The 20,483-nt window shown below is 57.2% G+C and carries 19 protein-coding genes; 15 read left to right on the top strand and 4 right to left on the bottom strand.

The window, feature by feature from the left end; translation table 11 throughout:
- Positions 1–102: 102 nt before the first annotated feature.
- Positions 103–3,864, bottom strand: coding sequence for a phosphoribosylformylglycinamidine synthase (locus WMO26_RS09310; RefSeq protein WP_349219884.1), 3,762 nt, complete (start codon positions 3,862–3,864; stop codon positions 103–105).
- A gap of 269 nt (positions 3,865–4,133) precedes the next feature.
- Here WMO26_RS09310 and alr point away from each other — a divergent pair, with 269 nt between their 5' ends.
- Both alr and WMO26_RS09300 read left to right on the top strand, forming a co-directional pair.
- Positions 4,134–5,324, top strand: coding sequence for an alanine racemase (gene alr, locus WMO26_RS09305; RefSeq protein WP_349219882.1), 1,191 nt, complete (start codon positions 4,134–4,136; stop codon positions 5,322–5,324).
- Positions 5,325–5,467: 143 nt separating this feature from the next.
- Positions 5,468–6,541, top strand: a complete 1,074-nt coding sequence (locus WMO26_RS09300) for a branched-chain amino acid aminotransferase (RefSeq protein WP_349219880.1) — start codon at positions 5,468–5,470, stop codon at positions 6,539–6,541.
- 91 nt (positions 6,542–6,632) lie between these two features.
- On the opposite strand, the gene WMO26_RS09295 is transcribed toward WMO26_RS09300, so the two are convergent.
- The 3 genes from WMO26_RS09295 to WMO26_RS09285 all read right to left on the bottom strand — a co-directional run bounded on the left by WMO26_RS09295 (position 6,633) and on the right by WMO26_RS09285 (position 7,551).
- Entirely contained in the window at positions 6,633–6,902 is a 270-nt protein-coding gene (locus tag WMO26_RS09295; protein ID WP_349219878.1) for a hypothetical protein, read from the bottom strand.
- A gap of 146 nt (positions 6,903–7,048) precedes the next feature.
- Positions 7,049–7,225 (bottom strand): hypothetical protein, encoded by a 177-nt coding sequence (locus WMO26_RS09290; RefSeq protein ID WP_349219876.1) that lies wholly within the window; start codon positions 7,223–7,225, stop codon positions 7,049–7,051.
- Positions 7,226–7,374: 149 nt separating this feature from the next.
- Entirely contained in the window at positions 7,375–7,551 is a 177-nt protein-coding gene (locus tag WMO26_RS09285; protein ID WP_349219874.1) for a ribbon-helix-helix domain-containing protein, read from the bottom strand.
- A 382-nt stretch (positions 7,552–7,933) separates the two neighbouring features.
- On the opposite strand from WMO26_RS09285, the gene WMO26_RS09280 reads away from it, so the two are divergent.
- The 13 genes from WMO26_RS09280 (at position 7,934) to ruvX (ending at position 20,243) form a co-directional block, all read left to right on the top strand.
- Complete coding sequence (locus WMO26_RS09280) at positions 7,934–8,809, top strand: RluA family pseudouridine synthase (RefSeq protein WP_349219873.1); 876 nt, start codon at positions 7,934–7,936, stop codon at positions 8,807–8,809.
- Between the two features lie 12 nt (positions 8,810–8,821).
- Positions 8,822–9,673 carry a hypothetical protein gene (locus WMO26_RS09275; RefSeq protein WP_349219871.1) on the top strand — a complete coding sequence of 284 codons (852 nt, stop codon included), beginning with the start codon at positions 8,822–8,824 and terminating at the stop codon, positions 9,671–9,673.
- Positions 9,674–9,701: 28 nt separating this feature from the next.
- Positions 9,702–10,160: an S-ribosylhomocysteine lyase gene (locus tag WMO26_RS09270; protein ID WP_349219869.1), complete on the top strand. Its 459-nt coding sequence runs from the start codon at positions 9,702–9,704 to the stop codon at positions 10,158–10,160.
- A gap of 162 nt (positions 10,161–10,322) precedes the next feature.
- A complete protein-coding gene (locus WMO26_RS09265) occupies positions 10,323–12,149 on the top strand; it encodes a peptidoglycan DD-metalloendopeptidase family protein (protein ID WP_349219868.1) in 1,827 nt (608 codons plus the stop codon).
- Positions 12,150–12,378: 229 nt separating this feature from the next.
- The gene (gene murA, locus WMO26_RS09260) at positions 12,379–13,662 is read left to right on the top strand and encodes a UDP-N-acetylglucosamine 1-carboxyvinyltransferase (protein WP_349219866.1); all 1,284 of its coding nucleotides are present in this window, start codon (positions 12,379–12,381) and stop codon (positions 13,660–13,662) included.
- A 120-nt stretch (positions 13,663–13,782) separates the two neighbouring features.
- Positions 13,783–14,574, top strand: a complete 792-nt coding sequence (locus WMO26_RS09255; protein WP_349219864.1) for an MBL fold metallo-hydrolase — start codon at positions 13,783–13,785, stop codon at positions 14,572–14,574.
- Positions 14,575–14,576: 2 nt separating this feature from the next.
- Positions 14,577–15,059 carry a 23S rRNA (pseudouridine(1915)-N(3))-methyltransferase RlmH gene (gene rlmH, locus WMO26_RS09250; RefSeq protein WP_349219863.1) on the top strand — a complete coding sequence of 161 codons (483 nt, stop codon included), beginning with the start codon at positions 14,577–14,579 and terminating at the stop codon, positions 15,057–15,059.
- Positions 15,060–15,073: 14 nt separating this feature from the next.
- Positions 15,074–16,333 (top strand): dihydroorotase, encoded by a 1,260-nt coding sequence (locus WMO26_RS09245; RefSeq protein ID WP_349219861.1) that lies wholly within the window; start codon positions 15,074–15,076, stop codon positions 16,331–16,333.
- 63 nt (positions 16,334–16,396) lie between these two features.
- Positions 16,397–17,323, top strand: a complete 927-nt coding sequence (gene pyrF, locus WMO26_RS09240) for an orotidine-5'-phosphate decarboxylase (RefSeq protein ID WP_349219859.1) — start codon at positions 16,397–16,399, stop codon at positions 17,321–17,323.
- Positions 17,324–17,344: 21 nt separating this feature from the next.
- The gene (locus WMO26_RS09235; RefSeq protein ID WP_349219858.1) at positions 17,345–18,118 is read left to right on the top strand and encodes a dihydroorotate dehydrogenase electron transfer subunit; all 774 of its coding nucleotides are present in this window, start codon (positions 17,345–17,347) and stop codon (positions 18,116–18,118) included.
- On the top strand, positions 18,118–19,029 hold the full coding sequence (locus tag WMO26_RS09230; RefSeq protein ID WP_349219856.1) for a dihydroorotate dehydrogenase: 912 nt from the start codon (positions 18,118–18,120) through the stop codon (positions 19,027–19,029). The genes WMO26_RS09235 and WMO26_RS09230 overlap by 1 nt, the downstream gene beginning before the upstream one ends.
- A 91-nt stretch (positions 19,030–19,120) precedes the next feature.
- Positions 19,121–19,795 (top strand): histidine phosphatase family protein, encoded by a 675-nt coding sequence (locus WMO26_RS09225; RefSeq protein ID WP_349219854.1) that lies wholly within the window; start codon positions 19,121–19,123, stop codon positions 19,793–19,795.
- A 13-nt stretch (positions 19,796–19,808) separates the two neighbouring features.
- Positions 19,809–20,243, top strand: coding sequence for a Holliday junction resolvase RuvX (gene ruvX / locus WMO26_RS09220; protein ID WP_349219853.1), 435 nt, complete (start codon positions 19,809–19,811; stop codon positions 20,241–20,243).
- The last annotated feature ends 240 nt before the right edge of the window (positions 20,244–20,483 follow it).

Raw genomic sequence — 20,483 nt, 5'->3', positions numbered from 1 at the left:
CGGCCCCTCGCTGCGGGACGAAGCCGCCCCACGGCAGATGAGCATAACAACACGACGCCCTTCTTTGGCAATCCTTGTTATTATGCTCATCCTAATGGGCCTTTATTTAAAGTATTTCACACCCGACTCAAAGATACGCTGTTCTTTCTCACCGGGGACATTTTTGTACAGGTTGCGGCCCTTGCGTTCCGAGTGACCCATCTTGCCGAGGACGCGGCCGTCCGGGCTTAAAATGCCCTCAATGGCGCAGACCGAGCCGTTGGGGTTCCACTCGATGGAATTGGAAATGTTGCCCTGCGGGTCGCAGTACTGGAAGGCGATCTGGCCGTTCTCCGCCAGGTATTTGACCGTAGTTTCGTCCGCCACAAACCGGCCTTCGCCGTGGGACACCGGCACCGCGTGCACGTCGCCGGGCTTGACGCCGGTAAGCCAGGGCGAGTTGACGGAGGAAACGCGGGTATACACCATCCGGGACACATGGCGGCCTAAGGTGTTGAAGGTCAGGGTGGGATCCTCGGGCTTTAAGTCGCGGATTTCACCGAAGGGTACCAGGCCCAGCTTAATGAGCGCCTGGAAGCCGTTGCAGATACCCAGCATCAGGCCGTCCCGGTCATAAAGCAGCGCGCGCACCGCTTCGGCCACCTGGGGATTGCGGAAGGTGGTGGCGATGAACTTGCCCGAGCCGTCCGGCTCGTCGCCGCCGGAGAAGCCGCCGGGCAGCATGATGATCTGGGAATCGCCGATCTCCTTTACCATCCGCTCGATGGTTTTCTCAATGCCGTAGGCGGTCAGGTTGTTGACCACCAGGATTTCCGCCTTGGCTCCCGCTTCTTCAAAGGCACGAGCGGAGTCCACCTCGCAGTTGGTGCCCGGGAAGACGGGGATGAACACCTTCGGTCTGGCGGTTTTCACAGCAGGCGCCGCGCCGGAGGGGAAGGCATAGGGAGTGACTTCGATGCCGTAATCGGGCGCGTCGGGCGCGTTTACCGGGAAGACCGGTTCCAGCTTGGAGAGATAGGCGTCCTGCAGCTGGGCAAGGGAAACCGATTCGCCGCCGAGCACAAAGTCCTGCAAAGCGGTGGTTTCGCCGATGACCTGATAGGGAATGCAACCCAAAGCCTCCGGCTCGTTCATTTCCAAAAGGAAGGAGCCCGCCTTGGGGGTATACAGGTCGTTTGCCGACAGGTCCGCCGTCAGCTTGACGCCGATGCGGTTGCCCAAAGCCATGCGGGCAAGCGCCGCCCCAAGGCCGCCCTCGCGCAAAACGCCTGCGGCGAGCACCGCGCCGCTTTGCGCGGCGGCGTGAATGCTGCGATAGATCTCTTTGACCTTTTCAAAGTCCGGCAGCTTGGAGGAGGCCGCAGGCAATTTTACAAACACCAGCTTGGAGCCGGCCTTCTGGAAAGCGGCGGACACGGTTTTGCTTGCCTTGGTGGCGGCGATGGCAAAGCTCACCAGGGTGGGGGGAACATCCAGCTCATTGAAGGAGCCGGACATGGAGTCCTTACCGCCGATGGAGGGGGTGCCGTAGGCAAGCTGGGCCTGCAAAGCGCCCAAAAGGGCGGCGGCGGGCTTGCCCCAGCGGGTGGGAACGTCGTGTAGGCGTTCAAAATATTCCTGGAATGTCAGGCGGGCGGAAAGGGGATCGGCTCCCACCGCCGCCAGCTTGGACAGGGACTCGGTGACTGCCCAGGCCGCCCCATGGAACGGACTCCACTCGGAAATGCCGGGAATAAAGCCATAGCTCATGGCAGTGGCGTCGTCGGTTTCCCCGTGAAGAAGGGGAAGCTTTGCCACCATGGCCTCCTCCGGCGTCAGCTGGTACTTGCCCGCAAAGGGCATAAGCACGGTACCTGCGCCGATGGAGGAGTCGAACCGTTCCGAAAGCCCCTTCTGGGAGCAGACGTTCAGGCGGGAAAGGTTTGCCTTCATGGCGCCGGCAAAGTCCTTGCCCACCACTTCTTCGGGAAGCTGCTCCAGATAGCATTCCTCCGCCTTGGGGGCGGTGATGGCGGCTTCGGCTTTCTGGGTCACGCCGTTTGTATTGAGAAAGGCGCGGGAAATGTCCACAATCATGTCGTCCCGCCAGAGCATGCGCAGCCGCTCGTCGGCGGTGACCACCGCCACCGGGGTGGCTTCCAGGTTTTCCGCATCCGCCGCGTCAATGAAGGCGTTTACGTCCCCGTCGTCGAGAACCACCGCCATGCGCTCCTGGGACTCGGAAATGGCAAGCTCGGTGCCGTCCAAGCCCTCGTATTTGCGCGGCACGCTGTCGAGCGTAATGCGAAGCCCGTCGGCAAGCTCGCCGATGGCCACGCACACGCCGCCCGCGCCGAAGTCGTTGCAGCGTTTGATCATCCTGGATACGTCCGGGTTGCGGAAGAGGCGCTGAAGCTTGCGCTCGGTGGGCGGGTTGCCCTTTTGCACCTCTGCGCCGCAGGTCTGTAAGGATTCATCGGTGTGGGCCTTGGAGGAGCCGGTGGCGCCGCCACAGCCGTCGCGGCCGGTGCGCCCGCCCAAAAGGACGATCACATCGCCGGGCTGGGGAACTTCCCGCACCACGTTCGACTTGGGAGAAGCGCCCACCACCGCGCCGATTTCCAGACGCTTGGCGATATAGCCTTTGTCGTAGAGCTCCACCACCTGGCCGGTGGCAAGGCCGATTTGGTTGCCGTAGGAGGAATAGCCGTGGGCGGCGCTGGTGGTGATTTTGCGCTGGGGAAGCTTGGCGGGGAGCGTTTCGCTTATGGGCACGGTGGGATCGCCCGAACCGGTCACTCGCATGGCCTGGTAGACATAGGCGCGCCCGGAAAGGGGGTCGCGGATGGCGCCGCCCAGACAGGTGGCCGCGCCGCCGAAGGGCTCGATTTCCGTGGGATGGTTGTGGGTTTCGTTTTTAAACTGGACCAGCCACGTTTCTTTTTCCCCGTCGATCTCGATGGGAACCTCGATGGAACAGGCATTGATTTCCTCCGACTCGTCCAGGTCCGGGATCATGCCCCGCTTCTTTAACAGCTTCGCGCCGATGCAGGCCATGTCCATCAGGCAGACGGTCTTGTCCCGGTCGCCGTAGACCTCCTTGCGGGCGTCATAATAGGCCTGCAGGGCCTCTTCAATAGCGGCGGTGATCTCCGCTTTTTCAATTTCAATTTTTTCAAGCCTGGTTAAGAAGGTGGTGTGCCGGCAGTGGTCCGACCAGTAGGTGTCGATCACCCGCAGTTCGGTCACTGTGGGGTCCCTGCGCTCCTTGGTGGCAAAGTAATCCCGGCAGAACTCCAGGTCCTCCACGCTCATGGCAAACCCCATCCGCTTCCAATAGCCGGCGATTTCCTCCGGGCTCATTTCGATAAAGCCCTCCACCCGCTTGACGTTCTCCGGCGCTTCCACGTCCATGTCCAGCGTCTGGGGCTTTTCCAGGGAAGCCAAGCGGGATTCCACGGGATTGACCAGATATTCCTGCATCCTGCGGAGGTCGTCCTGGGACAGGTCGCCCTTGACCGCGTACATCCGGGCGTTGGCCACTTCGGGCCGTTCTCCCTGGGTGAGCAGCTGTACGCACTGGGCGGCGGAGTCCGCCCGCTGGTCATACTGGCCGGGCAGATATTCCACCGCGAAGACCTGATATTCCTCGCCCACCGGCCAGGTTTCTAAGGTGACGATGTCCTGGTTCGGCTCGGAAAGGATGGTGCCCTTGGCCGCGTCGAACTCTTCGCGGCTGAGGCCCTGCACGTCGTAACGGTTGGCAAAACGCAGGCCGGTTAAGGCTTTGATGCCTAAGTTTTCTTTCAGATCGGCCAAAATGTGGCCCGCTTCAATGTCAAAGCCGGGCTTTTTTTCCACGAATACGCGGATTACATCTGACATATCGCAAACTCCTTACTTCTTTGCCCGCCGGGCGGGCGTATTGGGACGGGTTGCATGTACCGCTTTATTTTAACATAAATATAGCGTGAAAAAAAGGCTTTGGGGCGCAAAAGAATCGAGATTTCAAACCGCGTTCACAAATTTAGCGCAAAAGCGGCGGTTTGCGTGGCGAAAATGCACTTGAAAAACAAGAATAACTGGGGTAAAATTTACATTTACGAATGAATGAAACGCATGCCGTTCGAAAAGGGTGTGCGGCGGAGGCGCAGATGGACGAATTTTTACGGCGCACTTGGGTGCAGGTGGACTTGGATGCCATCCGGCATAATTATGAGGAGATCCGGCGGGCGGTGAACCCAGCGGCGGGAATGATGGCGGTGGTCAAGGCGGACGGCTACGGCCACGGCGCGGTGTACGTGGCCAGAGAGCTGGCGGACTGCGGGGCGGACTGGTTTGCGGTTTCCAATATCGAGGAAGCGGTGGAGCTGCGCCGGGCGGGCCTTCCCCAGCCGGTGCTGATTTTGGGCTATACCCCGCCGCAGCTTGCAGGGGAGCTGGCCCGCCACCGCATTTCCCAGACTGTGTTCTCCACCTCCTACGGCGAGGCTTTGTCCAAAGGGGCCGTGGAGGCGGGCGTGGCGGTAAACATTCATATAAAGATTGACACGGGCATGAGCCGTCTGGGCTTTTTCTGCCAGCAGGAGGACTGCGCGGCCTCCATCGACGAGGCGGCACAGGTCTGCACTCTGCCGGGACTTGTTCCGGAAGGGATTTTTACCCATTTCGCCGTGTCCGACGAAGGGGAAGAGGGAGAAGCTTTTACCCAGCACCAGTTCGAACAGTTTTGCCGGGCGGTGGACGCCCTTCGTGAAAAGGGCATCCGGTTTCGCTACCGCCACTGCTGCAACAGCGCGGGAGTGCTCTGTTACCCCCAGATGAACCTGGACCTGGTCCGCCCGGGGATTATCCTCTATGGTTTGGCCCCTTCGGGAAAGTGCAAGGACGTGCTGTCCCTCCGTCCGGCCATGGAGCTTAAAAGCGTGATTTCCATGGTCAAGGAAATCGGGCCGGCGGCCACCGTCAGCTACGGACGCACCTATGCGGCCCAAAACCCCATGCGTGTGGCCACCGTCCCGGTGGGATATGCCGACGGCTACCCAAGGCTTGCGTCTTCCAAGACCAGGGCGCTGGTGGCCGGAAAGCCCGCCAAGGTAGTAGGCCGGGTGTGCATGGACCAGCTGATGCTGGACGTGACCGGCATTGCGGAAGCTAGGGAAGGAATGACGGTGACCATGTTCGGCCGGGACGGGGAGGCGTTTTTGCCTATTGAGGAACTGTCCGACGCGGTGGGAACCATTCCGTATGAAACCGTCTGCCTCATCGGTAAGCGGGTGCCCCGGGTGTATGTGAAGAACGGCAAGGTCATCGGGGTGGCCGATTACCTCAAAGCGGGTGACTGACGGGGGTTTCGTCAGATTATCTAAAAGAATCCATCGCTTTTGCGCCAAAAAGCGGAAAAGCCGGCCTTGCGTCAAGGGAAAAACGCGAGTATAATAAAGAATAACATCAAAAATGATAGACTATGGAGTAAGGAAGGGTATTTATGTCTAACATCAAAGTGGAACTGACCAAATCCCCCAAGCCGAAGCCGGTGGACGAGTCCAAGCTGACCTTCGGCGACGTGTTTACCGACCATATGCTTATCGTCGATTACGACGAGGGCCAGGGCTGGCATGACGCGCGCATCGTCCCCTACGGCCCTCTTTCCCTGGATCCGGCGGCCATGTGCCTGCACTACGGCCAGGAAGTGTTCGAGGGCATGAAGGCTTACCGGGCAGACGACGGCCGGGTGCTTTTGTTCCGCCCCCAGGAGAACTTCAAGCGCTTAAACCTTTCCAACGACCGGCTGTGCATTCCGCCGGTGGATGAAGAGTTTATGCTCGAGTGCCTGGAGAAATTCGTTTCCATCGACGCCGACTGGATTCCCAAGGCTCCGGATACCTCTTTATATCTGCGCCCCTTCATCATCGCCGTAGACCCCCATTTGGGCGTGCGCGCGGCGAACCACTACCTCTTTATGGTTATCGCTTCCCCGGTGGGCCCCTACTATCCCGAGGGCCTGGACCCGGTGAAGATTTATGTGGAAACCAAGTATGTCCGCGCAGTCAAGGGCGGCACCGGTTTTACCAAGACCGCGGGCAACTATTCCTCTTCCCTGAAGGCCCAGTACGAGGCCAAGGAGAAGAACTATACCCAGGTGCTCTGGCTTGACGGGGTGGAGCGCAAGTACATCGAAGAAGTGGGCACTATGAACGTCTTCTTCAAGATTGACGGCGAGATCATTACCCCGTCGCTGGACGGTTCCATCCTGGGCGGCATCACCCGCAAGTCGGCCATTGAGCTGATGCGCGGCTGGGGCATGAAGGTGACCGAACGCCGCCTGTCCATCGACGAGCTGGCAAAAGCCTATGACGACGGCAAGCTGGAGGAAGCCTTCGGCACCGGCACGGCCGCGGTCATCTCTCCCATCGGCCATCTCAACTGGGGCGACACCAAGATCATGAACATCAACAACGGTGAGATCGGCCCGGTGTCCCAGCGGCTCTACGACGAGCTGACCGGCATCCAGTGGGGCAAGGTGGAAGACAAGTACGGCTGGACGGTTACCGTGAAATAAGCAACAAAAGAAGAGCCGGGCGGCAGGAAAACCTGCCGCCCGGTTTTTGATCGATGCGTTTCGTTTGATTTTGGGCGAGCCTGCGAAGTGGTCAAGCGAGAACCCCGAGATACTTTAATATGGTAATGCCGTCGCGCATTCCGCAGCGGTAGGCGTGCTCTTCCTGCTGCCCGCTTGCCTCGTAGAGCAGCTCGAAGCATTCTTCGGCGAACTCTTTTTCGTCCTCGGTCAGCATGGTATCGCAATCCCGCTCCATCTGCTCGAGCTTTTCCTCCAGAAGCTCATAGGTTTTGGTGTGCCGGAATTCCGTAGCCGCGTGGCTCAAAAGCTCGTCTAAGAAAAAATCCCATTCTTTTTTCATTTGGATGCGTCCTTTCCTGGTTAAGATCCAACAACGCTTGAAAGGCGCGGCGGCGCATGATATAATAGTTACGCCGCACCTGCCTTTTGGCGGTTGTTGGTTTTGGGGAAGCGGTGGTGACTTTGTTGAGTAGTGCGCCGCTTCCTTCATTTTTTGAGGTCGTCCTTTAACTTCTTAATCCCGCGCCGGGCTGCTTCTGCTTTGTTGACGTTCCTCTGTTCGCAGTAGGCAGTCAAGATTTCTCTGCATTCCTGATCGAGACGGACAAACAAAGGCGTATCTTTGGGATTATCCGTAGGACGGCCCATTTTGGAGCTTGTCAAGAGTTCACCTCCTTTTCGATATTCAAAATACTAGCATATATGTATATCAAAAGTCAATAAAATAGATTGAATATTAATAAATTTCATGTGTAATTCATTCTGTTAAAAGAAATACCAGGCAGCAGGTTTCCCTGCCGCCCGGTATTTCCTCAGTGTTTGAGGTCGTTTTTCAACTTCTTAACCCCTCTGCGCACCGCTTCCATTTTGGAGACATTTTCTTGCTTGCTGTATTGCTCAAGGATGCTTTTGCATTCGTCATCGAACTTTACCGTCATCTGATGCGGTTTCGGGTTGTCGGTCGGACGACCCATTTTTTTCGTTCCCAATTCATCACCTCACTTAAGAACTTCTAAATTATACATTAAAGAAGTTCCTAAGTCAATCATAATATAGCGAATTATTATTCTATTTCAATAAATATTATAATTGTAATTTCATAATAGCTATGGATTGCTTATTCATAGCCTCTAAACTCAACTTTTTGTTCCTTTTTTGCTCCGCTAAAAGAAACGAACCAAAGAAAAGGCGGCAGGAGGGGAGAAAGACGCTGGAATCTGGGACACAAATTTTTCCCCCTTGAAAATCCCCCTCGCATCGGAGAAGGGCAGGGGGAAAAGGCCAGAGTTTTGTTATAAGATAAGAAAGAAACGAAAGCGAGACTCATAAAAAGTCAGCACCAATACCGGGAGGAAAGGAGACGCGCCGCTTATGGCTCAGACGCTGCGTTTTGTGGTCCCGCCGGAATCGGACGGGGTAAAGCTCAAAGTGTTCCTGCGGGGACGCTGCGCCCTTTCCTACCGGCTGATGGTGAGCCTCAAGCATGTGGAAAACGGCATTACGGCAAACGGCGGGCACATCCGGGTTATCGACCGGGTACATTCGGGGGACGTCATCGAGCTGCACATTCCCGACGATCCCCGTCCGGCCGTCCCCATTCCGGACAAGCGCTTTCAGGTGCTTTACGAGGACGACCAGGTCCTGGTGCTGGATAAGCCGCCCGCCATGGCGGTGCATCCGTCCCCAGGTCATTACGACGGGACCCTTGCCAACGCCGTGGCCGCTTACCTGGAGGAAAAGGGAGAGCGTGGTGCCTTTCGCCCCATCAATCGCTTAGACCGGGATACCTCCGGCATCGTGGTGGCGGCGAAAAACGCTTACGCGGCGGCAAGGCTGCACGGGCACGTGGAGAAAGAATACGTAGCGGTGGTCGATGGGGTGCTGACAGGAGAAGGCACCATCGACCTGCCCATCCGCCGCCGGGAAGGCTTCGGCGTCATGCGGGAGGTGGGCGAAGGGGGGGCGCGGTGTGTCACCCACTGGAAGGCGGAGGAAAGCGGACGGGGGATGACCAAGCTCTCCATCCGCCTGGAAACGGGGCGCACCCACCAAATTCGGGTGCATTTTTGCCACCTGGGAATGCCGCTGGTGGGGGACACCATGTATGGAACCGCCAGCCCCTTGATTGCCCGCCAGGCGCTTCACTGCCGCCGGGCGTGCTTTTTGCAACCGGTTACCGGCGAACCTGTGCGCGTCGTCAGCGAATATCCCACCGATATGCAGGCGCTTTTCGCCGCTATGAGATAGGAGGAATGACCTATGCCGACCATACTGGGATACCATCTGCTTGCCCAGCGCTTCTTACCTATTAAGCGGGGGCAGGCAAAACGGCAGGCCTTCCTTTTGGGCGCTCAAGGGGAGGATTTTCTTCGGGACCCGCCGCATCCCTTTCGCCGTAAGGAAGCGTCGCTTGGCGCCTTCGCCGATTATGTGAATGCGCTTTCGGCCGCGGAGCTTCTGACGCAGGAAACCGCCTTTGCGCACAGCCATCCACAAAAGAAGGATTTGATCCGCGCCTACCTGGCGGGATTCTTATGTCACCGGGCCTATTGGGAAGCGGTCGGCCCTTTTTTCCGGGCCGCTCTATCTGCCTATGAGCAAACCGATGAGCCGGCACGGGCGATGGAGCTGGACGAGAATCTCCCCGCCCGGATAGAAGCGGTGTTTGACATTCTGCTGCTGCGCTATGAAACCGGGCAGCTTCCCTTTGAGCTTTCCCTTAAGGAAACCTGGCCTAGGGAAGCGGGCGTATGGGAATGTGTTTCGATGGTTTACGCCGATGGTTTGGCACAAGGATGGAGAGAGCCCGTGGCACAAGCAGCGGTGCTGAAAGCCATGGAGCATCGGCGGCGTTGGATGAGGGTTCTCAACAACCGCACCACCTTTAAGCGCTCCGCTCTGCGCTTATACGAAGGGCTTTTGCTGCGAAAAGGAATCGTCACCGCCCGGATGCACCCGCTGACCGAGCCGGACGGGTTCGATTATGCAAACGTGGAACACGCCGTCTGGCGTGACCCTCTGTACCCAGAGACCGAGCGGGAGGAAAGCCTGTTCGATCTCTTCGAGCAGGCGGCCGAACGAGCCCAAGAGGCGCTGCACGCGAATCTATAAAGAAGGTAGACCAAAGGAGGAACCAGTCATGAAACGGATTGCAAGCTTTCAGATCGACCATAACAAGCTGACCTGCGGGATGTATGTGTCCCGTGTAGACGGGGACATCGTCACGTACGACATCCGCACCCGCCGTCCCAATGTGGAGACGGTGATGGATACTGGCACGGCCCACACCGTCGAGCACCTTTTCGCCACCCTTGCCCGCAACGCGAAGGAGGCGGACCATGTGATCTACTTCGGCCCCATGGGCTGCCGGACCGGGTTTTACCTCTTGCTTCGGGATCTGTCCCACACCGACGCGATTGCGCTTGTCAAAGCGTGTTTCGCTCAAATCGCCTCCTGGCAAGGGGACATTCCAGGCGCTAGTCCCGTCGAATGCGGCAATTATTCCGATCAAAACTTGGAAGGCGCGCGGGCGGAGGGAGAAAAGATGTGCCGCGTTCTGGAAGGTTGGCAGGAAGAATCTCTCACCTATCCGGCATAAACTATGGGTATCCGACAAAAATATTGAATTACTTCTGGGCAACTCGTACAAACATTTTCAAGAAGGTTACAAAAGGGTTGCAATTCTGTAACCTTTGGATATAATAGATAGTAGTTGTTACAGAAATGTAACCTTTACGAGCTTCCCGAAAGGAGTGATTCGATGCCCACGAATGCTGGCAACAAAGCGTTTGAAGAAGGCGAGTCTAAGAAAAGACTTTCGATAAAACGAATGGATTGCAAGTACCGGGTCAAAGGCGAGGCGATTGCGAAGTTTGCTTCGCTGCCCGCGAAGAAGTCGGCAAAGGCCTATGCAGTGATCGCGCTGCAGGCGGCGAAAAAGGCCGGCGCTGTCACCGGTAAGGGGCTGAAAACGGCGGGTGCCGCCGCAAGCCGGGCATGTAAACCGATTGGTAAGAAGCTGTATCCGGTTGCGGATTATGTGGTTTTGCGCAATGCGCGCAAAGTGCGAGACGAGTTTAAAGAGGTGCACGAGGGCTTTGGTGTGGCCATGAGCAGCCTTAAGGAGGCGGCCCAGAGCGGTAAGCTGGCGATGGTTAAGACCTTTGGCCTGCTTGCGAAGAAGGCATTCCGCCGTCACCGCAAGATATTTACTACGGCAGTCAACTACACCCTGCCGGTTCTCTGTGCGTTTTTGATCGTCCCGATGATTACGGCGTGGTCCTCTGCGACCTATGCCCTAAGCGTCACTTACGACGGGCAGGTATTGGGATATGTGTCCGACGAGAGCGTGTTTAACGAGGCTATCGGACAAGCTCAGGCAAGAATCATCAATGTGGAAGAGGGCTTTGCCCTCAACCAATTCCCGAATTATACGCTGGCAAAGGTGGAAACCGACGAGGAATTTATGGACGCGGACACCTTGACTGAAAAAATTCTGGAAGCCTCCAGTGATGTGGTAGGTAGCGCCAGCGGCTTGTTTGTAGACGGTTCCTTTGTCGGCGCGGTGGAGAACCGGGGCGAGGTGGAAACCTTCTTGGCATCGGTGCTCGATTCCTATTCCACCGGGACCGAAGGGGAACGGGTGGAATTCATGCGGGATATCCAGTTTGTGGATGGCCTGTATCCCAAGGACACCGTAGTCACCGAAGAAGAAATTCAGAATAAGCTCAATTCCAACATTTCCGACGAACAGCTTTACACTGTGCAGACCGGCGACACACCGGACGGCATTGCGGCCCAATATGGGATCAGCGTGGAGCAGCTTCGCCTTTTGAATCCCAATTTAGACGACCTGATGTACACTGGCAACCAGGTACGTGTAGCCGCACAGGAGCGCTGGCTGGGTGTCAAGCTGGTACGTAGCGAGGAAGAAATCCGCTCCATTGCTTATGAAGAGGAAACCACGGAAAACAGCCGCCAGTATAAGGGCTATGAAAAAGTGGTAACGCCTGGTGAAAACGGCGAAGAAAAGATCACCTATGAGGTCGTTTATGTCAACGGCGTAGAGACCGGCCGTACGGTTACCAGTACCGAGCTTCTGAAAGCGCCGGTCAATGAGGTAACCGAGATCGGCACTAAGGAAAAAAAGGTGACAGTCAACCGCGGTTCCGCTGCTCCGGTTCAGGTTATCCAGGGTAACGGCATTTCTACGGGCACCTTTATGTGGCCGGTGGCTGCTGGCAGACTCTCGAGCGGCTTTGGATACCGGTGGGGCAGCTTGCACGACGGATTGGATCTGGCGGCTCCCGCCAATTCCCAGATTGTGGCTGCTGACGGCGGGACGGTTGTACAGGCTGGCTGGAAGGCAGGCGGTTACGGCTACTGTGTGTTCATCGACCATGGAAACGGCGTGATGACGAAATATTATCATATGAATTCCGTGGCGGTCGCGGTGGGCCAGCAGGTCAGCCAGGGCCAGTTGATCGGGTATGTGGGCAATACGGGCTATTCCTTCGGCAACCACTGCCACTTCACCATCACGATTAACGGAACTCCAGTTAATCCGGCGCCTTACCTGGGCATCTAGACAATTAAAACATTGTTTTGTGCGATTTTTGCCAAAATCCTCGCCATTGGACGAGGATTTTGGCATGTTTTTTAACGAGTGGTTTCGCATGAAAAAGCGGGCGGCGTTGCATACTAGAATTGCAGCGATTTTGGATGCAAAGATTAAAAATTTGTAATAAATATTTACTTTAATTTTTCATTCCAAGGTGCTATAATACCGAAGTACGAATTTGAAGGGGTGTAAGCGATTGGATAAGTTTGTGATAACCGGCGGCAGGCCGCTGAGAGGCGAAGTGACCATCAGCGGTGCGAAAAACGCGGCGGTTGCGATCATTCCCGCAGCAATTCTTTCGGACGGCGTTTGCCGGATTGAAAATATACCCAATATCAGCGACGTATCCATGATCAGCCGGATTTTATCCGAGCTGGGGGCTCAGATCCGCCTGGTGAATAAAAATACCATTGAAATTGATCCCAAACATATTCACACGGCGGTGGTGCCGTATGAAATGGCCCGAAGAATGCGCGCATCCTATTACCTGATTGGCGCGCTGCTCGGCCGTTTTTTGCATGCTAGGGTCTCGCTTCCAGGCGGATGCAACTTCGGCGTGCGTCCCATTGACCAGCATCTGAAGGGTTTTGCCGCCTTAGGCGCTACCTGGTCTCTGGATCAAGGCATGGTAGACGTAAAGGTGGATAAGCTGGTGGGCAGCCAGATTTATCTGGACGTGGTTTCGGTGGGCGCTACCATCAACATCATGCTCGCCGCCGTTAAGGCCAAGGGGCTTACGGTGATTGAAAATGCGGCTAGAGAGCCGCATATCGTCGATCTGGCAAATTTCCTCAATTCCATGGGCGCTGACATTCGAGGCGCCGGTACGGATGTCATTAAAATCCGCGGGGTGGACCGTTTGAGCGGCACCACCTATTCGATTATACCCGACCAAATTGAGGCCGGCACCTATATGGCGGCGGCGGCCGCCACCGGCGGAGACGTGCTTGTGAAAAACGTCATCCCTAAGCATCTGGAATCCATTACCGCAAAACTGCTGGAAATGGACGTGGACGTGCAGGAGTATGACGACAGCGTGCGCGTCAGCCGCTCGGGTCCTCTCAACCGCTGCAACATCAAGACCATGCCCCATCCTGGATTCCCAACCGATATGCAGCCCCAGTTTGCGGTGCTGCTGGCTTTGGCCCGGGGGACGAGTATCATCACCGAGGGCGTGTGGGACAATCGGTTCCGTTATGTGGATGAATTGAGGCGGATGGGAGCGAACATCCAGGTGGACGGCAAGGTTGCGGTGTTTGAAGGGGTGGAGGCTTTGCAGGGTGCCCCCATCAAGGCTACCGACCTGCGGGCGGGTGCCGCTATGATTATTGCGGCGCTGGCGGCCCAGGGTGTGACCGAAATTGAAGAAATTTGCCATATCGAGCGAGGATACGAAAACATCGAAGAAAAACTGCAATCCCTTGGAGCGGATATCCGCCGTGTGCCGGTGCAGATAGCGGTAACCGCGAAGGCGCAATAAAATACGACAAGGTACCCAGCCGCCGGTCCGACGCCGACGGCTGAAATTGTATCCGGCTGTTCTTTTTGACGCAAACGCCGGGAAAATCCATGCACGTGGAGAAAGACAGGAGGAAGTCCATTGGCCAGGTTTTGTACCCTTTTCAGCTCCAGCGGCGGCAATTGCATTTACATAGGAGCGGGAGACGGCGGAATTTTGATTGATGCGGGCGTGAGTGCCAAAGCCATTGAGCGCGCTCTGCTGGAACGGGAGATCAATCCCGGGTCCATCCGCGCCATTTTTGTCACCCATGAGCATTCCGACCATGTGTCCGGGCTGCGGGTGTTCGCTTCCCGGTATGCCACTCGGGTATACGCCTCGGCGGGAACCATGCGGGCGCTGGAAGGGATGAACATTCTCAACGGAAAATTTGAGGCGGTGGTTCTTGACCGGAATACGGTAGAGGAAGCAGGCATGCAGGTGCGGGGATTTCCCACGCCTCACGACTGCGCCCAAGGATTTGGCTACCGCGTCCATACCCCGGATGGAAGGCGTATTGCGGTGGCTACCGACTTAGGCCACATGACCGACGAGATCCGAAGCGCTGTTCATGGGTGCGACCTGGCAGTGGTCGAGTCCAACCATGACGTACGCATGCTGCAAAACGGACGTTACCCCTATCCGCTCAAGCGCCGTATCCTGTCAGACAGCGGGCATCTTTCCAACAACGACTGCGCCAGGGAACTGGCGGCTTTTGCGCAGACGGGGGTGACCCGGTTCGTGCTGGCCCATTTGAGCGCGCAGAATAACCTCCCTGAGCTTGCCTGGCAGACAGCCCTCAATGCTCTGGAAGAAGCGGGTCTTCGCCGGGGAGAGGACTTCCTTTTGACGGTGGCTCCGCGCAAAAGTGAAGAAAAGATGATGGTGTTTTAAGAATGCTGCGTGTTTTTGTGCTGTGCGTGGGCACATTAAAAGAGAAATATTGGCGGGAAGCGGCGGCAGAGTATTGCAAACGCCTGTCTTCCTTTTGTAAAATAGAAGTGATCGAGGTGGAGGAGGCCCGGGTGCCCGAGCAGCCTTCCCCGGCACAGATTTTAGCGGCACTGGACATGGAGGGCAAGCGTCTCCTTTCCAAGCTGCCGCCCCAGGCAAAGGCCATCGCCTTGTGCATCGAAGGTAAGGAGCAAAGCTCAGTTGATTTTGCGAAAACGCTGGCCAAAGCGCAGGTCGAGGGGGTCAGCAGCATCGCGCTGCTGATCGGCGGGTCCTGGGGGTTATCGGAAGAGATCAAGGCGAAAAGCACAATAAAGCTGTCCTTTTCCCCTATGACCTTTCCTCATCAGCTGGCGCGGATTCTGCTGCTCGAACAGCTTTACCGGGCGCTTTCCATCAACGCCGGCGGCAAATACCACAAATAAGGAGGAGATACCAAGTGCGACTGCTGATCAAAGGAGCCAATCTGCGGCTTTGCGGCGGCGGAAAGGGCGACATCTTGATTGAGGACGGAAAAATCGCCGCGCTTGGCGGGGAAATTCTCGCCGACGCGGAGACCATCCAGGCACACGGATTGCTGGCGGCGCCGGGCCTTGTGGACATGCACGTGCATTTGCGCGATCCCGGTTTTACCCAGAAGGAAGATATCGTTACCGGCTGCCTGGCGGCGGCGTCCGGCGGAGTGACCTCCCTGCTCGCCATGCCCAACACCAACCCGGTGGTGGACAACGTCAAAACCATCTTTTATATTCTCGACCGGGCGGAACACGCAGACGCCCGCGTCTATGTGTCCGCCGCCATCACCAAGGGGCAGAACGGCCAGGTCCTGACTGATTTTAACGAGCTTAAGTGCGCGGGCGCCATCGCCGTCACCGACGACGGCCGCCCGGTGGAGCATGCCTACATGCAGAAAAACGCTATGGAGCGGGCCATGGAAAACGGCCTTCTGCCCATTTCCCATGCCGAGGACCTTTCCCTGGTCAACGGCGGCATTTTAAACGAAGGGGCGGTCTCCAAAGCCTTGGGGGTCAAGGGCATCCATCGGGCGTCGGAGGACATTTCCACCATGCGCGAGGTCATGCTCAGCGAATACTACGGCCTTCCCATCCACATTGCCCATGTGAGCACCAAGGGCTCGGTGGAGCTCATCCGCCAGGCGAAAGCCCGAGGCGTTATGGTCACCTGCGAAACCGCACCCCACTATTTCGCCCTGACCGACCGGATGCTCATGACCCGGGACGCGGATTACCGGATGAACCCTCCTCTGCGGGAAGAGGCCGACCGGCTTGCCATCCTCGCCGGCATTCAGGACGGTACCATCGACGCCATCGCCACCGACCACGCCCCCCATACCCCCGAGGAAAAGGCGGATTTTGAACGGGCACCCAACGGGGTGGTGGGATTGGAAACCTCTTTGGCGGCAGGCATCACCTATCTGGTCAATGAAAACGTCATCACCATAGAGCGGCTTATTGAGCTGATGTCCACAAACCCCGCTAAGCTTCTGGGAATCCCGGCGGGCACTCTGGCGGAACGGGAAAATGCGGACCTGATTCTCATCGACCCGGACAAAAGCTGGACGGTCACCCCGGAGGGCTTCTGCTCGAAGGCCCGCAACAGCGCCTTTAAGAACACCACTCTGACCGGGCGGGTCATGCTGACCATCTGCCGGGGCAAGGTAGTCATGAGCCGGCTGTAAAACAAGCGATTATCACCATAAAAGTTGGCCCGGCGAAAGCGGGCGGCAAAGGAGACGAACACAATGGCATTGGACCGGCTAATCAAAAACATTCTGGAAAAGAAGAACCCCACCGTAGCGGGCCTGGACCCCAAGCTCGACTATATCCCCGATTATATCAAGGAGCAGGCCTTCCAAGAACACGGCTGCACCCTGGAAGGGGCGGCACAGGCACTACTCACCTTCAACAAAGGCCTCATCGACGCGCTGTGCGACATTGTGCCCGCGGTTAAGCCTCAGTGCGCCTATTATGAGATGTACGGCTGGCAGGGAATGCGCGCGTTAAAGGATACCATTACATATGCCAGAGAAAAGGGCATGTTCGTCATCACCGACGGCAAGCGCAATGACATCGGTTCCACCATGGAGGCCTACGCCGCCGCCCATCTGGGAGAGATTCAGGTGGCGGGGGAACGCTTCGCTCCCTTCGGCGGCGACGCTTTGACCGTCAACGGGTACCTGGGCACCGACGGTATCGCGCCTCTTTTGAAGGTGTGCAAGGAAAAGGATACCGGCATCTTTGTTCTGGCGAAGACCTCCAACCCTTCCTCCAGCGAGCTGCAAAACCAGGAAGTCCAGGGCGGAGAACCGGTTTACCTGGTGATGGGCAAGATGTGCGAGGAATGGGGAAAAGAACTGCCGGGCAAATACGGCTATTCCGGCGTGGGCGCGGTGGTAGGTGCCACCTGGCCCGAGCAGCTTGCCGAACTTCGAAAGGAACTGCCCCACACCTTCTTTCTGGTACCCGGCTACGGAGCCCAGGGCGGCGGCGCGAAGGACGTGGCGGGCGCCTTCGATGAAAAGGGCCTGGGCGCGGTGGTCAATTCCTCCCGGGCGCTTATGTGCGCGTATAAGAAGGAAGGCTGCCGGCCGGAGGACTATGCCATGGCCGCCCGCAGAGAAGCCATCCGCATGCGTGACGACATCGCCGCAGCCATTGCAAGCGTATAACAGAGCAACAGGAGGGGTTTCATGAAGTATTTGCAGGAGATATGCCCGATTTTAAGCAAAAAGCAGCTTACGAAACTGGCTTTTGACGTCACCGTGTCTGCGCCCCAGATGGCGGCGCTTGCGAAAACCGGCCAATTTGCCCAGATTACCTGTGATGGTTTTTTCCTGCGCCGCCCCATTTCTATCTGTGACTTTGACAAGGAAAAAGGGACGCTGCGCTTTGTCTTCGAGGTACGCGGGGAAGGAACCGAATGGATGTCCACTGTGAAGGAAGGGGAAACTTTGGATATTGTCGGCCCCTTGGGCCGCGGGTTTGAGATTGTAGACAGGGAAGGCCGGGCGGTATTTGTCGGCGGCGGCATCGGAACTCCGCCGCTTCTTTCCGGGGCGAAAATGTACGGGAAGAACGCCACCGCCATTCTGGGCTTTCGCACGGCAAAAGCAGTCATCCTCACCGACGATTTTGCCGCGGCGGGAGCGAAGGTCATGCTTTCTACCGACGACGGCACCGCTGGACACTGCGGCCTGGTGTGCGACCTGCTGCTTGAGCGGCTGGAGAATGGATCCTGCGACGTGATCTACGCCTGCGGCCCCAAGCCCATGCTCAAGGCGGTGGCGGCCATCGCGGCAGAGCGGGACATTCCTTGTAAGGTGTCGCTGGAAGAGCGGATGGCCTGCGGCGTGGGCGCGTGCGTGGGCTGCGCGGTAAAGACGAGAACGCCCAAGGGCGAGGAACGGTACGCCCAGGTTTGTAAGAACGGACCGGTGTTCGATGCGAAGGAGGTGGTGTGGTAATGGCGGACTTGTGTGTAAACTTGTGCGGCGTACTGCTCAAAAATCCGGTGATCGGCGCGTCCGGAACCTTTGGGTATGGCCGGGAGTACAATGAGTTTTTCCCGGTAAGCAGGCTGGGCGGCGTTTCCTGCAAGGGAACTACTCTGGAAGAACGCCTTGGAAATCCGCCGCCCCGTATCGCGGAAACCCCGGCGGGAATGCTCAATTCCGTAGGGCTGCAAAACCCCGGTGTTAAGCGCTTTATTTCGGAGGCAATCCCGTTTCTGAAAAAGCAGGGAACGGCGATCATTGCCAACGTAGCCGGCAGCTCAGTGGACGATTACCGGCGGATTGTGGAGATTTTGTCGGACACCGATGTGGACATGATCGAGGTGAATATCTCCTGCCCCAATGTGAAGGAAGGAGGCGTTCAGTTCGGCGCCACCTGCGCAGGGGCCGAGGAAGTGACCAAGGCGGTGCGCGCGGTGAGCAAAAAGCCTTTGATGATCAAGCTGACCCCTAACGTCACCGATATTGCAGAAATTGCCGCGGCGGTGGAAGCTGCGGGAGCCGACTGCGTGTCCCTGATCAACACCCTTCTTGGGATGCGTATCGACATTCGGACTCGCCGTCCCGTCCTGCGCAATAACACCGGCGGCCTTTCGGGGCCTGCGGTGCTGCCCGTGGCGGTGCGGATGGTGTGGCAGGTGGCCAACCGGGTGAAGATCCCGGTGGTGGGCATGGGCGGCATCGCCAAATGGCAGGACGCGGTGGAAATGCTGCTGGCGGGCGCGTCGGCCGTGCAGATCGGCGCCGCCAATTTCACCGATCCCTTTACCCCGGTGAAGGTGCTGGAGGGCCTGGAACAGTACCTGGATGACAATGGTATCGAAAAGGTCGGGGACTTGGTGGGAAAGGTGCAGCCCTGGTAATGAAGTCAAAAAAACAAAGCGAAGAAGGGAACGCCTGCGAGCCGGGCGGTTCCCTTCTTTTTAAACTTACATAGGAACGGAGCAAAGGAACATGACGAGACTTTATATCGTCCGCCACTGCGAGGCGGAGGGAAACATTTTGCGCTATTTTCAGGGGCATACCGACGGACAGGTGAGCGAGAAGGGCAAGGAACAGTGCGACCTGCTGGCCGAGCGGTTCCGGGACATACCTATTGAAGCAGTCTATTCGAGCCCCTTGTCCCGGGCGGTGTTTACCGCCGAAGCGGTCAACCGCTACCACGGACTGCCCATAGAGCGCAGGGACAATCTCATTGAAATCAACGGCGGCCATTGGGAGAAGCGCAAGTGGGCGGACCTGCCCAAGCTCTACCCGGAGGAAGCGGACGCCTGGGCCAACCGCCCCTGGGACTTTGCTCCTAAGGACGGAGAACCCATGCGTGCCGTCTATGAACGGATCTGGCAGGCGGTTTTGGAGATTGCCCGGGAGCAGGAAGGGCATACCGCGGCAGTGGTAGCCCACGGCGGGGTTATCCGCAACCTGCTTACCCGTGTCAAATTCGGCCGGATTGAGGAAATGAACCGGCAGGGCTGGTGCGACAACACGGCGGTGACTATACTGGATTTCGACGAAGCTTTTCGACCGACCCTGGTGGCGGAGAACGATACCGCTCACCTGACCCATGGCATGTCCACCTTGGCGGGCCAGAGCTGGTGGAAAGGGGAAAACTTCTCCAAATTTGAATAAAGGAGGGCTCGTCATGCGGATTCTGGCGGTGGATTTGGGAGATGTGCGCACGGGAATCGCCGTGTGCGACCAGCAGGAGCTGCTGGCTTCGCCGGTGTGCGTCATTACCGAACGGAACCGGGAGAAGTTGCTCGAAAAAGTCGCGCAGCTTGCCTCTGGGGAACGGGTACAGGAAGTCGTGGTGGGGTATCCCAAGAACATGGACGGTTCGGCAGGGGAAAGCGCCCAGAAGTGCGCCGCTTTCGCCGCGCGTCTGCATGAGGCTTGTTCCTTGCCGGTTCGGCTTTGGGACGAGCGGTGTACCACCATGTCTGCAATTGGGTACTTTAACGCCACCGATACCCGCGGAAAAAAGCGTAAGCAGACCATTGACGCGGCGGCGGCCACTATTATTTTGCAGGATTACTTGGATTTTCGCAAAAATCAAGGTGGTTTCGTCACCAGATAAATAAGGCGGCTGCTTGAAAACACGAGGCGTTTTTTGGGATTTCCCACTTTCTGCAAGAAAAGGACACAAAAGAGACGGGAAAATGGCCTGTAAATGTGTGTAAAAAGTGGGTTTCGGACGAAATTGAAAAAAAGCCGTCGAAATCGGTTGACAAGCCCATTTAGATTTGATATTATAGTCAAGCACCGAACGGCGGGTCAGCAAAGTGGCCAAAAAGTCCGGTGGATGGACCTTGAAAAT

This window comes from Solibaculum intestinale, assembly GCF_040096205.1.
GTDB classification, from domain to species: domain Bacteria; phylum Bacillota; class Clostridia; order Oscillospirales; family Acutalibacteraceae; genus Solibaculum_A; species Solibaculum_A intestinale.
The sequence above is the reverse complement of the archived record's forward strand: the minus strand, read 5'-3'. Positions and strand labels throughout refer to the sequence as shown.

What these genes read in the sequence shown, in the direction of transcription:
- rlmH (WP_349219863.1), top strand. Translation starts at nt 14,577, where the DNA reads ATGCTGCGTGTTTTTGTGCTGTGCGTGGGCACATTAAAAGAGAAATAT.
- WMO26_RS09235 (WP_349219858.1), top strand. Translation starts at nt 17,345, where the DNA reads ATGAAGTATTTGCAGGAGATATGCCCGATTTTAAGCAAAAAGCAGCTT.
- alr (WP_349219882.1), top strand. Translation starts at nt 4,134, where the DNA reads ATGGACGAATTTTTACGGCGCACTTGGGTGCAGGTGGACTTGGATGCC.
- WMO26_RS09225 (WP_349219854.1), top strand. Translation starts at nt 19,121, where the DNA reads ATGACGAGACTTTATATCGTCCGCCACTGCGAGGCGGAGGGAAACATT.
- pyrF (WP_349219859.1), top strand. Translation starts at nt 16,397, where the DNA reads ATGGCATTGGACCGGCTAATCAAAAACATTCTGGAAAAGAAGAACCCC.
- WMO26_RS09295 (WP_349219878.1), bottom strand. Translation starts at nt 6,902, where the DNA reads ATGAAAAAAGAATGGGATTTTTTCTTAGACGAGCTTTTGAGCCACGCG.
- WMO26_RS09300 (WP_349219880.1), top strand. Translation starts at nt 5,468, where the DNA reads ATGTCTAACATCAAAGTGGAACTGACCAAATCCCCCAAGCCGAAGCCG.
- ruvX (WP_349219853.1), top strand. Translation starts at nt 19,809, where the DNA reads ATGCGGATTCTGGCGGTGGATTTGGGAGATGTGCGCACGGGAATCGCC.
- WMO26_RS09280 (WP_349219873.1), top strand. Translation starts at nt 7,934, where the DNA reads ATGGCTCAGACGCTGCGTTTTGTGGTCCCGCCGGAATCGGACGGGGTA.
- WMO26_RS09270 (WP_349219869.1), top strand. Translation starts at nt 9,702, where the DNA reads ATGAAACGGATTGCAAGCTTTCAGATCGACCATAACAAGCTGACCTGC.
- WMO26_RS09310 (WP_349219884.1), bottom strand. Translation starts at nt 3,864, where the DNA reads ATGTCAGATGTAATCCGCGTATTCGTGGAAAAAAAGCCCGGCTTTGAC.
- WMO26_RS09230 (WP_349219856.1), top strand. Translation starts at nt 18,118, where the DNA reads ATGGCGGACTTGTGTGTAAACTTGTGCGGCGTACTGCTCAAAAATCCG.
- WMO26_RS09265 (WP_349219868.1), top strand. Translation starts at nt 10,323, where the DNA reads ATGCCCACGAATGCTGGCAACAAAGCGTTTGAAGAAGGCGAGTCTAAG.
- WMO26_RS09275 (WP_349219871.1), top strand. Translation starts at nt 8,822, where the DNA reads ATGCCGACCATACTGGGATACCATCTGCTTGCCCAGCGCTTCTTACCT.